Origin of the sequence: Actinomadura sp. GC306, assembly GCF_004348665.1 — a bacterium.
In the GTDB taxonomy this organism is placed as follows: Bacteria; Actinomycetota; Actinomycetes; order Streptosporangiales; family Streptosporangiaceae; genus Spirillospora.
On record NZ_SMKM01000035.1, the window covers coordinates 1 to 13,614 of the forward strand.

General features: G+C 73.4%; 12 protein-coding genes. 5 read left to right on the forward strand and 7 right to left on the reverse strand.

Going from position 1 to position 13,614, the window contains the following annotated elements:
* Window positions 1–741 (reverse strand): BTAD domain-containing putative transcriptional regulator (locus E1200_RS08025; RefSeq protein ID WP_207933235.1); only part of this gene is annotated, 741 nt, incomplete at its 3' end.
* A gap of 86 nt (window positions 742–827) precedes the next feature.
* Between E1200_RS08025 and E1200_RS08030 the strand changes: the two genes are divergently transcribed.
* Window positions 828–1,910, forward strand: coding sequence for a methyltransferase domain-containing protein (locus E1200_RS08030; RefSeq protein WP_243708409.1), 1,083 nt, complete (start codon window positions 828–830; stop codon window positions 1,908–1,910).
* Window positions 1,911–1,920: 10 nt separating this feature from the next.
* Here the strand turns inward: E1200_RS08030 and E1200_RS08035 are convergent, their stop codons facing one another.
* Genes E1200_RS08035 through E1200_RS08050 form a run of 4 tightly spaced genes read right to left on the reverse strand, consistent with a single transcriptional unit; the run spans window position 1,921 to window position 5,144 of the window.
* Entirely contained in the window at window positions 1,921–2,373 is a 453-nt protein-coding gene (locus tag E1200_RS08035; RefSeq protein ID WP_131951173.1) for a hypothetical protein, read from the reverse strand.
* Between the two features lie 10 nt (window positions 2,374–2,383).
* Complete coding sequence (locus E1200_RS08040) at window positions 2,384–2,668, reverse strand: hypothetical protein (RefSeq protein ID WP_131951174.1); 285 nt, start codon at window positions 2,666–2,668, stop codon at window positions 2,384–2,386.
* Window positions 2,669–2,670: 2 nt separating this feature from the next.
* Complete coding sequence (locus tag E1200_RS34325) at window positions 2,671–3,957, reverse strand: hypothetical protein (RefSeq protein WP_207933236.1); 1,287 nt, start codon at window positions 3,955–3,957, stop codon at window positions 2,671–2,673.
* Between the two features lie 59 nt (window positions 3,958–4,016).
* A complete protein-coding gene (locus tag E1200_RS08050) occupies window positions 4,017–5,144 on the reverse strand; it encodes an SRPBCC family protein (protein ID WP_131951175.1) in 1,128 nt (375 codons plus the stop codon).
* 362 nt (window positions 5,145–5,506) lie between these two features.
* On the opposite strand from E1200_RS08050, the gene E1200_RS08055 reads away from it, so the two are divergent.
* The 4 genes from E1200_RS08055 (at window position 5,507) to E1200_RS08070 (ending at window position 9,979) form a co-directional block, all read left to right on the forward strand.
* Window positions 5,507–7,714 carry a nitrate- and nitrite sensing domain-containing protein gene (locus E1200_RS08055; RefSeq protein WP_165950241.1) on the forward strand — a complete coding sequence of 736 codons (2,208 nt, stop codon included), beginning with the start codon at window positions 5,507–5,509 and terminating at the stop codon, window positions 7,712–7,714.
* Complete coding sequence (locus E1200_RS08060) at window positions 7,714–8,142, forward strand: DUF742 domain-containing protein (protein WP_131951177.1); 429 nt, start codon at window positions 7,714–7,716, stop codon at window positions 8,140–8,142. Before E1200_RS08055 ends, E1200_RS08060 begins: the two co-directional genes overlap by 1 nt.
* Complete coding sequence (locus E1200_RS08065) at window positions 8,123–9,421, forward strand: ABC transporter substrate-binding protein (protein WP_131951178.1); 1,299 nt, start codon at window positions 8,123–8,125, stop codon at window positions 9,419–9,421. Before E1200_RS08060 ends, E1200_RS08065 begins: the two co-directional genes overlap by 20 nt.
* A 168-nt stretch (window positions 9,422–9,589) precedes the next feature.
* Window positions 9,590–9,979, forward strand: coding sequence for an STAS domain-containing protein (locus tag E1200_RS08070; RefSeq protein ID WP_131951179.1), 390 nt, complete (start codon window positions 9,590–9,592; stop codon window positions 9,977–9,979).
* Here E1200_RS08070 and E1200_RS08075 read toward each other — a convergent pair.
* A complete protein-coding gene (locus E1200_RS08075; RefSeq protein WP_131951180.1) occupies window positions 9,969–12,494 on the reverse strand; it encodes a multicopper oxidase domain-containing protein in 2,526 nt (841 codons plus the stop codon). The genes E1200_RS08070 and E1200_RS08075 overlap by 11 nt on opposite strands.
* Entirely contained in the window at window positions 12,491–13,597 is a 1,107-nt protein-coding gene (locus tag E1200_RS08080) for a hypothetical protein (protein WP_131951181.1), read from the reverse strand. The genes E1200_RS08075 and E1200_RS08080 overlap by 4 nt, the downstream gene beginning before the upstream one ends.
* Window positions 13,598–13,614: the final 17 nt, after the last annotated feature.

Genomic DNA, 13,614 nt, shown 5'->3' on the forward strand with positions numbered 1-13,614 from the left:
GCGGTGGGCGGGCCGAGGGAGGTCGTGGGCGAGGATTCTCGATTCCAGGGCGCGCAGGGCCGGGGACGGGTCGAGGCCCAGTTCGTCGGCCAGGCGGGCGCGGTACTCGCGAAGGCGGGCCAGGGCGCCGGTGTGGTCGCCCATGTCGTAGAGCGCGGTGAGGAGCAGTTCCACCGCGTGCTCCCGGAACGGCTGCTCGGCGAGGAGGGATTCCAGGCGGGCGAGGGCGCCGTGCGGGTCGCCTGCGGCGAGGGCGGCCGACGCGCGCGCCTCGATCGCGTCCCGGCGCATCCGGTCGAGGGACTGGGCCTCCAGGCCGGCGAACGCGCGGTCGGAGAATTCCGCGTAGGCGGGGCCGCGCCAGAGGGCGAGCGCCTCGTCCAGGAGGCGGGCCGCGTCCTGCGGGGTTTCGTCCGCGCGGCGGAGGAGGGTTTCGAATCGGTGGGCGTCGACGGTCGTGGGCGGGACGTCGAGCGTGTATCCGGCCGGGTCGGCGCGGATCGTCCCGTCCCCGAGGAGGGCGCGCAGCCGCGACAGGACGGTGCGCAGCGCGGACCTCGGGGCGGCGGGAAGTTCGTCGCCCCATGCTGCTTCGACGAGCACGTCGCCTGGAACGGGCCGCCCCACGTGGGCCACGAGGCAGGCCAGGACCGCGCGGCGGCGCCCGGGCGGCACCTCCACCGGTGTGCCGTCCCGCCGGACCTCCAGGGTCCCGAGGACGCCGAAGCGCAGGTCGGCCATGCCTCCATCTTCGGGGAAGCGGCCGTGAATGTCCCGTGAAACGGTCCCGCGCGATCGTCGTGGACACGACCACGAAGGAGGATCCGATGACCATCGAAAGTGAACTCGACATGAGCGCGGTCGGCGCGTTCGCCGAGCGGATCGCCGGGGTGCTGACCGGCGGCGCCACCGCCGCCCTGATGGTGGTGGGCGACCGGCTCGGCCTCTACCGGACGCTCGCGGAGGCCGGCCCGGTGACCCCGGCCCGGCTCGCCGGCCTGACGGGCACGTCGGACCGGTACGTCCGGGAATGGCTGGCCCAGCAGGCCGCCGTCGGCATCGTCCGGCACGACCCGGCGGACGGCACGTTCACCCTGCCCGCCGAGCACGCCGCCGTCCTCGCCACCGACGACTCCCCGGCGTCCATGATCGGCGCCGCCCCGATGATCACCGGGCTGCACCGGCGGGTCGACGAGGTCGCGGACGCGTTCCGCACCGGCCGCGGCATCGCCTGGGCCGACCAGGACCCGGTGATCTTCGAATCGACCGAGCGGTTCTTCCGGGTCGGCTACCGCAACAGCCTCCTCGCCGAGTGGATCCCCGCGCTGGACGGCGTCCGCGAGCGGCTGGAGGCGGGCGCGACGGTCGCCGACGTCGGCTGCGGGCACGGGGCGCCGCTGCTGCTGCTCGCCGACGCCTTCCCGAACTCCCGGTTCTTCGGGTTCGACGTCCACGGGCCGTCCATCGAGACCGCGCGGGCCCGCGCCGCCGAGGCCGGGGTGTCCGGCCGGGTGTCCTTCGAGGTGCGCTCCTGCCAGGACTACCCGCAGGACGGCTACGACCTCGTGACGTTCTTCGATTCCTTCCACGACCTCGGCGACCCCGTCGGCGCCGCCGCGCACGCCCGCGCGGCCCTCGCGCCCGGCGGGACGCTGATGCTCGTGGAGCCCGTCGCCGGGGACGACCTGCCGTCCACGCTGGACCGGGTGCCCACGGCCGGCCTCAACTACGCCGCCTCGACGTTCCTGTGCACGGCCAACTCGCTGTCGCAGCCGGTCGGGATGGCCCTCGGCGCCCTGGCCGGCGAGGCGCGGCTGCGCCAGGTCCTCCACGAGGCCGGTTTCGGGAGCGTGCGGCGCGCGGCGGAGAACATGTTCAACATGGTGCTGGAGGCCAGGCCCGCCGGGTGAGGCCGGAGGGTCAGCGCATCTGCTCCCAGGCGGCATAGGCCGCGGCACCGTAGATCATGTGCGGGACGATGTCGGAGACCCAACTGGAGACGGACCAAGCGCGGGGATCGGTGATGCCCAGGGCGGTCATCGGGACGTTCGACCCGAGCAGGGCGAACGTCCCGAGGGTGAGCACCCCGACCGGCCACGAGGTGCCGCCGCGCCGACTCGCCAGCGCGGCGTAGCACAGGGCCGCGCCGATCCCCGTTCCATAGCCCATCAGAGCGCCGAGGCCCTGCTTGCGGTTCTCCGCCTCGTCCTCCTCGCCGAGGCTGATGTTGACCTCGTCGGCGAGTTTCTGGACGGTGTCTTCCGGGGTGCTGCTGCCTCCGCGCGCCCGGACGGCCATGTCGAGATAGGTCGTCGCGTTGAGCGCGGTGGTTCCCGCGGCACCGGCGATCACTGCCTTAGTGAGATTGCCCATGTGGCAACCGCTACCCCGATTGAAGGTCATCACCCGGAGAGTCCGGTTGCTGCAGTTTCGCGGCGATCGCGTAGTCGATCTGGACGTCGCGGTAGGTCACGTTCTCCCTGACCGGACGGGGGAGGTTCGTCCGGTCGCTCCCGGACGCGGACTCCTCGTCGGCGTCACCGGTGAACACCACCGCGTTCTCGGGGACCACCTCGAAGCGCATCTCGGCGGCCTTCACGCGGGCCATGAAGAGGATGTCGGCCGTTCGCCGGACCTTTTCGCTTGGACGCCGGTCATCGTTCGCCATGATCAGTCACCTCCGCCGCCGCCGGACGGGCGGGACGGCTGGGAGAACATCCGGAACAGCGCCCTGCCCAGCTCGCGCACGGACTGCTCGGTCTCCTGCAGCGCGTCCTGAAGCGCCGTCGACTCCGAACCGGCGCCGTTGCCATTGCCGTTGCCGCCGCCATTGCCGTTGCCGCCGTTGTGGCCGTTGTCGCCGTTGCCGTTGTCGCGGGGTGGGGCCGGCTTCTGGTCGGCGTCGGAGTCCTGGCCGGCGTTCTGCTCCTGCTCGCCATCCGCGGCGCCTGATGCGGCGTTCCCTGCGGTGTCACCGACGTCACTGGCGGCCTCGCCCGCGTCCTTCGCCGCGCTACCGGCCCCTTCGCCAGCACTCTCGGCCGCGCTACCGGCCCCTTCGCCGGCACTCTGGGCCGCACTGCCAGCGCCTTCACCTGCGCTCTCGGCCGCGCTCCCCGCGCCCTCCCCCACGTTCTGGGCTGCGCTCCCGGCGCCTTCGCCCGCGCTCTTAGCCGCGCTCCCGGCTCCTTCACCCGCGCTCTCGGCTGCGCTACCGGCGCCCTCCCCCACGTTCTCGGCCGCGCTGCCCGCGCCTTCACCGACGTTCTCGGCCGCGCTACCGGCACCCTCGCCGACGTCCTTTACAGCGCCGCCGGCGCCCTCGCCCACGTTCTCGACCGCGTCGCCGGCGCCCTCGCCGACATCCTTGACCGCGCCACCGGCACCCTCGCCGACGTCCTTCACAGCGCCCCCGGCGCCCTCGCCGACATCCTTTACGGCGCCGCCCGCGCCTTCGCCGACGTCCTTGACCGCGCCGCCCGCGCCCTCGCCGACGTCCTTTACGGCGCCGCCGGCGCCTTCGCCGATCTCGCCGACGGCCTTGCCCGCGCCGGAGCCGATGTCGCTGGTGGCGCTCTCCAAGCCGCGGCCGATGTGCTGGAGGATCTCTGGGTTGCGGTCCAGCGTGGTGAGGACGCGGTCGACGATGACGGCGACGTTGTCGAGCCGGACGTTGAGCAGCGCCTGGGCCTCGACGCCCTTGATCTCCAGCTTCACCCTGCCGAGGGTGACGTCCGCGCCGACGTTCAGCTTGAGCATGTCGAGGACCTGTGCGACGAGCGAGACGTGCGCCTCCAGGTCCTCGACCTCGAAGGAGATCTCGTCCACCTTGAGCAGCGGCACGTCCAGATGGACGTCCGGGCCCTCGCCGCGGGCATGCGGCTCGACGGCCTTGGTCTCGCCGCTTTCCTGGCCGGAGCGCTCCGGCTCCGTTCCGTTGGACGCGTTGTTCTCCATCACTCCCCCTCAAGGGCCGCCGCTACCCGGGCTCCACCTGCGGAAACGTCAAGGCGAGGTCAGGCGGAGGCTTCCGCCTTCTCCTTGGACCGCTCCTCGGACTCCTCCTCGGGCCGCTCTTCGGACTGCTCCTCGGCACTGCCCTCGGGCTGCTCCTCGGCGCTGCCCTCGGGCTGCTCTTCGGACTGGTCCTCAGGCTGGTCCTCGGACTCCTCTTCGGACTTGCCCTCGGACTCGTCTTCGGACTTGCCCTCGGGCTGGTCCTCGGACTTGTCCTCCGGCTGCTCGTCGGCCTCGGACTGCTCCTGCTCTTGCTCCTGCTCCTCCTTCAGGGCGTCCTCATGGCTCTTGACGACCTCGCCGTCGCGGATCTCGCCGCGCCAGCCCTCGATCTCCTCCTGGTCGAGCAGCGTGCGGGTCATCATGTGCCGCTTGATGTGCTTGAACTCCAGGCGGAGGCGGCGGCCCTGCGCGCGCCAGAGGTTGGCGGTCTTCTCGAAGAAGCCGTCGGGGTGGTACTCGGCGACGAGGATGACCCGGGTCATCGTCGGCGTGATCTCGTGGAACGTCACGGCGCCGTCGACGTAGCCCTTGGAGCCCTTCGACTTCCAGACGATGCGCTCGTCCGGCACCTGCTCGATGATCGTGGACTCCCAGCTCCGGTGGGACAGGAAGATCTGGGCCCGCCAGTTGAGCTTCTCGTCGGACTCCTGGTCGACGCTCTCGACCTTCTTGGTGAAGCTCGGGTAGTCGGCGAACTGCGTCCACTGGTCGTAGGCGACCCGGCGGGGGATGCCCACGTCGAACTGCTCGACGATGTTGGTGACCTTCTTCTTGTCGCCCTTCCCTTCGCCGCCGCCTCCGCCGTCGCCGCCGCCGATGGAGCTCACGGCGTCCTTCACCTTCTCCTTCGCGCCGGTCGCTCCGGCGCTGAGGCCCGCCTTCAGCGGTGACTGGCCCTCGGCGAGCTTCTTGACGCCGGCCGCGGCCATCTTCGAGCCGGCGCCCCCGTCCGCGGCGTCGGTGAGCCGCTCGGTCATGTCCTGGAGCTTGCCGCTGGCCCCGTTAAGCGTCTTCACCATGAGCGCCTGGAGGAGCTCCCGTCCGGCGTCTTTGAGCTGGTCGACGGGCAGGTCGTCGGTGAGAGCCCGGCCATTGCCATCCGTGCCGTTTTCCGCCATGGTCATCACTTCGCTTCTAGACGATGTCGAGAGGGGCCATAGCCCCACGAAGCGACACAAAACCCCACATAACGCCCCTGACCAGCGAGAACGAAAGATCTACCGGCCGCCGACCCGGCACAGGTCCGCGGTTTGCCCTGGACGCAGAAATCACACATAAATAACAATTCACACCGGTGAGGCAGATCGCCCGAGTGTCTCAGGGGCGTGTAGTAGCGTCCTGCCTCATCGAGTGACCTGGGTCACAGCAGTACGGAGGTCCTCATGAGCGTTGCCCAGCACCGGGGACCCCGGGCATGAGGCGCCGTCTCTGGAGTAGGCGGCCCGCGATGCTCCGGGGCCGGGCGAGGTCCGTCCGTTCGAGGATCGTGCTGCTGCTCGTCCCGCCCGTCACGGCGCTGGTCGTGCTGTGGGGCATGGCCGCGACCACCTCCCTGCAGGACAGCCTGCGGCAGGCGAGGGCGCAGACGTTCACCACGAAGGTCCTCGAACCCACCGACGCGGTCATCGCCGCGCTGCAGGACGAGCGGCGCATGTCGCTGTCCGCCCTGGGCGACGACGCGACCATCGGCCGCGCCGGGTTCGAGGCCCAGCGGGAGGCCACCGACCGGGCGAACGCGGCCTTCCGCGCCTCGGCGGAGGACGAGGACATCAGAGGCGCGACCCGTCCGGTGACGCGGCAGCGGATGACCCGGCTCGCGGACGCGCTCGGCGGGCTGGAGCCGCTGCGCGCCGAGGTCGACGACCGCGGCGTCGGACGGGCCGAGGCGATGGCGCGGTACACCGAGTACATCGAGATGGCCGCCGAGATCTACGACGAGGTCCACTCGCTCGACCCCGCCCTCGTCCGGCAGAACCGCGTCCTCCGCACGCTGGAGAACGCCCGGGAGAACCTCTCCAGGGAGGACGCGCTCGTCACCGGCGCGCTCGCCGCCGGGCGGCTGAGCCGGGCCGAGCACCTGCAGCTCGTGGAGTTCGCCGGGGCGCACCGGTTCCTGTACGGGGACGCGGCTCGCGAGCTCCAGGGCTCCTACCGGGTGCGGTACGAGCAGATCGTGTCCGGGCCGGAGTTCCGGCGGTTCGAGGACCTGCAGCGGCGGCTCATGGAGGGCGGCCCGTCCCGCGGGCGGCCGGGCGTGGACGTCGGAGCCTGGCACACCGCCACCGAGGCCGTGGACGCCCAGCTCGCGGAGCTGTCGTCGCGGATCCGCGCGGAGAACACCCGGCGGGCCGGCGACGAGGCGAACGCCGTCCTGCTGCGGCTGGCGCTGACCGGCGGGCTGGGGCTGCTCGCGGTGCTCGCCGCGATCCTCATCGCGGTCCGGGCCGGCCGCCGGCTGATCGTGGAGAGCCGCGCCATGGCCGCGACCGTCGACGAGTTCGCGCGGGAGCGGCTGCCGCTGATCAACGAGCGGGCGCGGCGGGGCGAGGAGCTGCCCGAGGAGCTGCCGGCGGGCGACGACGGGAACGGGCGCGACGGCCGCGACGGCGGGCGGTTCCTGGTGACCGAGGTCGACCGGATCGACCGGGCGTTCGCGCAGACCCGGCGGGCGGTCGTGCGCGCCGCCGCGAACGAGGCCCGCGCGAACCGGCGGCTGAACGAGATCTTCGTGACGCTGGCCCGCCGCAACCAGTCGCTGCTCCAGCGGCTGCTGCGGATGCTGGAGACCATGCAGCGCGACACCGAGGACCCCGACGAGCTGGAGCGGCTCTTCGAGCTGGACGCGCTCGCGACCCGGATGCGGCGGCACGCCGAGGGCCTGGTGATCCTGTCGGGCCGGCCGTCCGGGCGGACCTGGGCCGACCCGGTCCGGATGGTGGACGTGGCGCGCGCCGCGGCGTCCGAGGTCGAGGACTACACCCGCGTCGAGGTCGCGCCGATGGGCCGGGCGGCGCTGCTCGGGCCCGCGGTCGCCGACACCATCCACCTCATCGCCGAGCTGATCGAGAACGCGGCGGTGTTCTCGCCGCCCAACACCACGGTGCGGGTGAGCGGGCAGGAGGTCGCGCACGGGTTCGTGATGGAGGTGGAGGACCGCGGGCTCGGCATCGCGCCGGACATGCTCGCGGAGCTCAACCGGCTGCTGGCCACCGCACCCGAGCTCGACCTGGACGACAGCGCCCGGCTCGGCCTGTTCGTCGTGGCCAGGCTCTCGGCCCGGCACGGCATCAAGGTGACGCTGCGGCCGTCCCCGTACGGCGGGGTCACGGCGATCGCGCTGATCCCCCGGGAGCTGGTGGCGCGGCCGCCCGAGCCGTCCGGCGACCACGCGGCCACCGACGGCGGCGGGCGGGCCGCGCCCGGCTCCGCGCCCGACTCCGCGCCCGCCCCGGCCCCGGTGCGGCTGGCGCCCGGCGAGCACCTCGCGCTGGTCACTCCCCCGTCCGACCTGCCCGTCCGGCGCCGGCAGACGCACTTGGCGCCGCAGCTGCGGCGCGGCGCCGAGGGCCGGGCGGAGCCGTCCGGGCCCGTCCGGGAGGAGCGGTCGCCGGAGGCCGCGCGCGACTTCATGTCCACGGTGCAGCGGGGCTGGCAGCGGGGCCGCGCCGCCGATCCGGGGGACGGCGATCCGTGATGGCCCGCGAAGTGCCGGGCGGACCCGCGGGTCCCGGCCGGGACCGCCGGCCGCATCCCGACGAACTCTGGGCGGACGAGGACGCCGGGCCCGTCGTCCGTCCCTTCGCGGTGACCCGGGGCCGCACCAGGTCCCGCCGCCGCGCCCGCGAACTCGACCTGATCACGCTCGTGGTGACCGCCGAGGTGCCAATGCCCGATCCGGCGACGCTCGGCCCCGAGGACGAGCGGATCCTGGAGTTCGCCATCCACCCGGTGTCGGTGGCCGAGGTGTCGGCGGCCCTGCGGCTGCCGCTGGGCGTGATCCGCGTGCTGGTGGGCGACCTGCTGGACCGCGGGCTGCTGGAGGTGCAGAGCGCCGCCGCGCCGGCCGGCCGCCCCGACGTCCGCATCCTGCAAGAGGTGATCAATGGTCTCCGTGCGCTCTGACCGGCCCCGGATCCGGGCCCTGCTCGCCGGGGCCGCGCTGCTGGCGGGGCTGGCCGGCTGCGGCTTCACGGCGGACGAGGCCGCCCCCGCGGCCGTCCCGGGGGTCACGGCCGAGCCCTGCCCCAACGCGGTGAACCGCGACCACGGCTGCATCTACCTGGGGATCATCTCCGACCTGACCAAGGGGCCCTTCAAGGGGCTCGGCGTGCCGATGGTGACGGCGCAGAAGGCGTTCTGGGACCGCGTCAACCGGCAGGGCGGCATCGGCGGCTACGACATCGACGTCCACACCTACGTCCGCGACAACGAGTACGACCCGGCCGTGCACCGCCGCGTGTACACCGAGATCAAGGACAAGGTGCTGGCGCTGGCGCAGAGCCTCGGCACGCCGACCACGGAGGCGATCCTGGACGACCTGCGCGCCGCCCGGATGGTCGCGGTGCCGGCGTCGTACCCCTCTCGGTGGGAGTTCGAGGACGTGATCCTGGAGTCGGGCGCCTCGTACTGCTTCGAGTCCATGAACGCGATCGACTACGCCGTGGAGGCGTTCGAGGCCGAGAGCGTGCTCGCCGTCTACTACGCGGGCGACTACGGCGCCGAGGGCGCGGCGGGCGCCCGGCTCGCCGCGCTCGCGCGCGGCCTGCGCTTCTCGGAGCTGGAGACCCGGCAGGGTGCGGCGGAGCAGGCCGAGGCCGTCCGGACGATCGTGCAGCGGCAGCCGGACGTGGTCATGCTGACGGTGGGCCCCGCCGAGACCGCGGAGATCGTCGGCAAGGCCGTCGCGGCGGGCTACCGGGGCCGCTTCATGGGCAACAACCCGACCTGGGTCAAGACGCTGCTGAAGAGCCCGGCGGCCGAAGCGCTCAAGGCCCGCTACATGCTGGTGGCGCCGTGGAAGACGTTCTCCACCGACTCCCCCGGGCACACCGCGATGCGGCTGGCGCTGGGTCGGGTGCAGCCGGACGACACGCTCACCTCGGGCTGGGCCTTCTCGTACCCGCTGAAGGCGGTGCTGGAGAAGGCCGCGGCGAACGGCGACCTGACCCGCCAGGGCGTGTACGAGGCGCTCGGGCAGGTCACCACCGTCGACTACGAGGGGATGCTGCCCCGGAAGGCGGGCGACTTCTCCGGCACCCCGAACGCGGCGGCGTACCGCGAGTCGGTGGTGACGCGTCCCGACGAGCGCGAGTTCACCGGAGTGCGGACGATCACGGACTTCACCGCGGGCCCGACCGCCACCGGCCACAACCTCGTCAAACCCTGCCACGGCGCCGCCTGACGAGGGCGTTATCCGGCGTCGGCGATTTACGGCCGGACAATACCCTCGGAGTCTTGAACAGGGTTTGACTTCCCGCCGCTTGTGGATTGATCCTGGATTCGGTCCACTTAGGGCAATGCTCGACAGTCCTCATTGGCGCGGCTTTAGCGCGGCACTCCGTTCTCGACCTTGAGCGAGGCGACCATGGAGTTCACCACTTCGGGCGGTGCGACCGTCCGCCGCACGGGCCAGGACGCGACTCTGCTCTTTCCGGCGGAGGCGGATGTCCGAAACTGTGCCGAACTGCACGCATTGTCGCGCCAACTCCTCGACGAGGGCGTCGGTGCGCTGATCCTCGATCTCACCGACTGCACTTTTTGCGATTCCAGCGGCCTGAACGTCATTCTGCGCACGTGCGTCCTGGCGAAGGCGGCCGGTATCCGGCTGTCGATACGGCTGCCGGAGCACGGCATGGTCCGGCGCACGTGCTCGATCGCCGGGGTGACGAAGCTGATCCCGGTGGAGCTGGCGGGCCCCCCGGCGGAGGGGGACCCGGTCGTCCGCCGGCTCAGCCGGTGACCTTCAGGATCCCGTGCGCGCCGGCTTCGCCGTGCCGCATGTCGTGGTCGACGAACGGGTAGTGCCCGGCCTCCGGCACGACCGCCTCCACGAAGCCGCCCTGGCCCGGTGCCAGGTCGAGGATCTGCGCGCCGCCGTCGTCGCCCTTGCGCAGGAGGTAGGCGCCCTCCTTGTAGACGGTGTCGAACTGCGCTCCGACGATGTGGAACGCGGTACCGGTCGACGGGCCCGCGCCGACCACCCAGACGCGGACGCGGTCGCCCGCGCGGGCCGTCAGCGGGGCGTGGTCGTAGCCGGAGGCGGTGCCGTTGAACGCCCACGCGTCGGGCCGGCCGTCGCGCATCTTCGCCACCTGCTCGGCCGAGCCGGGCCGCCCGAGATACACCTCGCCCTGGACGAGGACGTACTCGCGGTCGACGCGGGGCAGGTCCGGCGGGTCGATGATGACGGCGCCGTACATGCCGTTGCCCATGTGCTGGAGCATCGGCATCGTCGAGCAGTGGTACAGCCATGCCCCGGCGTGCTCGGCCTTGAAGCGGTAGGTGAGGCGCTCGCCGGGCTGGATGGTGCGCATGGGGACGTCGGGTGCGAGGGACCCGGCGTGGAAGTCGATCCCGTGCCCCATGGCCGCGTCGTTGACGAAGGTGACGGTGAACACGTCGCCGACCTTGCCGCGCAGGACGGGGCCGGGGACGGTCCCGTTGAACGTCCACATCTGCTGGCGGACGCCTGGGGCGACCTCCAGTTCCCGGTCGGTCGCGCGGATCTCGACGCGGTGGTCCTTGCCGCCGGGGGCGGGCTTGAGCACGGCGTCGTAGGGGCGCCACTCGGGCGACATCGGGGCCGCGAGGTCGAGCGGGCCGGTGCCCTCATGAGCGCCGTGCTGCGTCCCCTGCCGGGCGCCGTGCTGGGCGTGTTCCGGCGTCTCCGTCATCTCGATCCGCATGGTCATCCCGGCGGCGCGGTGGCCGGGGACGGTGCACCACCCGTCGACCGACTCCTCCAGCGGCGGGACGGTCAGCGTGGCGGTCTCGCCCTGGCCGAGCATCGGGGTGGCCTGGCCGGTGCCGAGGCGCAGGTCGTGCGGCATGGCGTCCTCGTTGGTGACGCGCAGGACGAGGCGCGTCCCGGGGGCGGCCTCGATCGTCCCGGGGCGGATGCGCATGTCGGCGAGGGCCACGTCCACGGTGCGGGTGCCGGTGGCCGCGACGGTCGAGCCGGGCCGGTCCGCGCTCCCGGCCGCGACCCCGGCGGCCAGCGCGGTCAGCAGGACTCCGGCGGTGATGCCCGCGATGACCGGCGACGGGCGGTGGGTGCGGACGACGGTCGCCGCGGCCAGGACGACGAACGAGCCCAGCGCGGCGATGGCGGCGATCCACGCGGCGCGGGTCAGCCACCCGGGGACGGGCAGCACCAGCAGCGGCACCGCGGCGTTGACGGCGGCGACGCGCGGCAGCCAGAGCCGCTCGATGACGGCGGCGTTGGCCTTGAGCGCGGCGGGCCCGCCGCCGAGGACGACGGGGAGCAGGAACGTCAGCGCGCCCAGCAGCGTCTGCCCGACGAAGCCCACGAGGACGAGCGGCAGCAGCCCGTCGAGGCTCTGCCGGGCCGCGTCCGCGACGAGGGTCACGGCGAACCAGGCCGTCCCCGCGGCGAGCATCCAGGACGCGGGGGTGTGCGGGCGGCGACGGGCGATCGTCCGGACGAACGGGACGAGGGCGAGCGCGGCGGCCCCGGCGTACAGCAGGAGCCCGGCGGCGGCGAGCCAGCGCAGGTCGGTGAGGAGGCCGCCGACCGCGACGGCCAGGCCGGGCACGGCGGCGCGCAGCGACCAGCGGGCGATCCGCCCGGTGCCGTCCACCATCCGGGTGCGCAGGACCGTCGGCCACAGCGTGAACAGGGTGCCGAGCACGGCCAGCCCGACCCAGCCGAGGATGTTGACGTGCGCGTGCGCGGCCCGCATCGGCGCGAGCCAGCCGGCCGGGACGCGGCCGGACGCCAGCAGGCCGCCGAACGTCCCGCCCGCGACGAGCGCGACGCCGGCCCACACGTACCAGCCGACGACGTGCGCGAACCGTCCGCCGAGGGAACCGCGGCCGCGCACGGCGATGACCGCGACGTGCGCGGCGACCACCAGCACGACCGCGGAGGCGCCGCCGGAGGCCAGTGCGGGTAGTCCCCCGGCGACGCCGCCGAGCACGGCGGCGATCCCGGCGTTCAGGATCGCCAGCCGCGCCAGCGGCCACCGGCGCGGCGGCGGCGGGATCCGCAGCAGCGCGGTGGCGAAGTGCTCGGTCCAGGTGACGATCGCGTTGGTCACGGCGCCGAGCAGGAACAGGTGGATGAGCAGCCAGCGGGGCACCGGCAGGTCGTGCTGGACGAGGGCGGCCACGGCGGTCAGCGCCAGCCAGGCGAGCACGACGCCGTTGGCGACGGCGTGCCAGGTGGAGCGCGCCGGGCGGCGGGCGGGCGGTTCGGTCCCGGTGGGCTTGGGGCGGATGCCGATGGACGTCATGAGGGTTCCCTTCGCAGGAGGCGCGACGCGGCCACGGCGCATCCGCCGAAGAGCAGGAGCGACGCCTCGCCGAGGACGCCGCCGGCCGTCCGCAGGGCACCGGATCCGCCGAGGTCGCCGGCGACGCGGACGACGAGGGAGGCGTGCAGCAGGACGAGCGGCGCGTACAGGACGGGGTGGTAAGGCAGCCGGACCCGCAGGACCGCGGGCAGGATGACCGGGGCGTGCCCGAAGACCATCGACATGACGAAGCCGAGGAACACCGCGTGCAGGGCGGCGTCGTTGAGCCCGCCGGAGGCGGGGCGTCCGGCGGCGAGCCAGACCGTCCCGGCGAAGGCCAGCCAGGCGTAGCCGGCGAGGAGGCAGGCGGCGGTGAAGCGGGGCAGGCCCGTCGAGCGGACGGTGCGGCGGGCGATGTCGTGGACGGCGAGCCAGCCGGCGAGGGCGGCCATGCCGAGCCCGGTGAGCCGCCACCCCGGGTCCGGCCAGGCGGTGGAGGCGGCGGCGCCCGCGCCGACGAGGGCCGCCGCGGCCAGGAGGCCGTCGGACGCGCGGCGGCCGAGGAAGGCGACGCGGGCGAGTTCGAGGCGCTCCCCGGCGATCGTGAGGACCAGGAACGCGGCGAGCCACGGGACGATCTCGCCGACCGGCCGCCCGGACAGCCACAGCAGCGCGCCGATGTACCAGGCGACCGCGCCGGACGTCTGCACGGCCAGGTCGCGGCCGGTGCGGCGGCCGAGGACCGCGATGTAGATCGCGATGAGCCAGCCGCCGGCCGCGGTGAGCAGGAGCTTGCCGATGATCCCCAGGCCGAGGGCGGTGGTGACGCCGCCGAGGCCGGCGAGGGCGGGGGCAACGAACCCCCAGGGGCGGCCGAGGGCGACGGCGCGTTCCAGGGAGATGAGCGTGCCGAGGAAGCCCAGCGCCATGAGCGCGCCGTGCTCGCGCGCGAACGCGGTGCGCGGCATCGGGACGTCGAGGCCGAGGAGCCCGAGGGCGCCCCACAGGCCGGCGACCAGGCCGAGCAGCGCGCCGGCGAGCAGCGGGAGGCGCCGCACCGCGACCCGGGACCGGGCGCGTTCCCTCGTCTCCAGTTTCTCCATGCCGCTACTATAAATAC

What these genes read in the sequence shown, in the direction of transcription:
- E1200_RS08050 (WP_131951175.1), bottom strand. Translation starts at nt 5,144, where the DNA reads ATGACCATGGCGGAAAACGGCACGGATGGCAATGGCCGGGCTCTCACC.
- E1200_RS08040 (WP_131951174.1), bottom strand. Translation starts at nt 2,668, where the DNA reads ATGGCGAACGATGACCGGCGTCCAAGCGAAAAGGTCCGGCGAACGGCC.
- E1200_RS08080 (WP_131951181.1), bottom strand. Translation starts at nt 13,597, where the DNA reads ATGGAGAAACTGGAGACGAGGGAACGCGCCCGGTCCCGGGTCGCGGTG.
- E1200_RS08065 (WP_131951178.1), top strand. Translation starts at nt 8,123, where the DNA reads ATGGTCTCCGTGCGCTCTGACCGGCCCCGGATCCGGGCCCTGCTCGCC.
- E1200_RS08060 (WP_131951177.1), top strand. Translation starts at nt 7,714, where the DNA reads ATGGCCCGCGAAGTGCCGGGCGGACCCGCGGGTCCCGGCCGGGACCGC.
- E1200_RS08075 (WP_131951180.1), bottom strand. Translation starts at nt 12,494, where the DNA reads ATGACGTCCATCGGCATCCGCCCCAAGCCCACCGGGACCGAACCGCCC.
- E1200_RS34325 (WP_207933236.1), bottom strand. Translation starts at nt 3,957, where the DNA reads ATGGAGAACAACGCGTCCAACGGAACGGAGCCGGAGCGCTCCGGCCAG.
- E1200_RS08035 (WP_131951173.1), bottom strand. Translation starts at nt 2,373, where the DNA reads ATGGGCAATCTCACTAAGGCAGTGATCGCCGGTGCCGCGGGAACCACC.
- E1200_RS08030 (WP_243708409.1), top strand. Translation starts at nt 828, where the DNA reads ATGACCATCGAAAGTGAACTCGACATGAGCGCGGTCGGCGCGTTCGCC.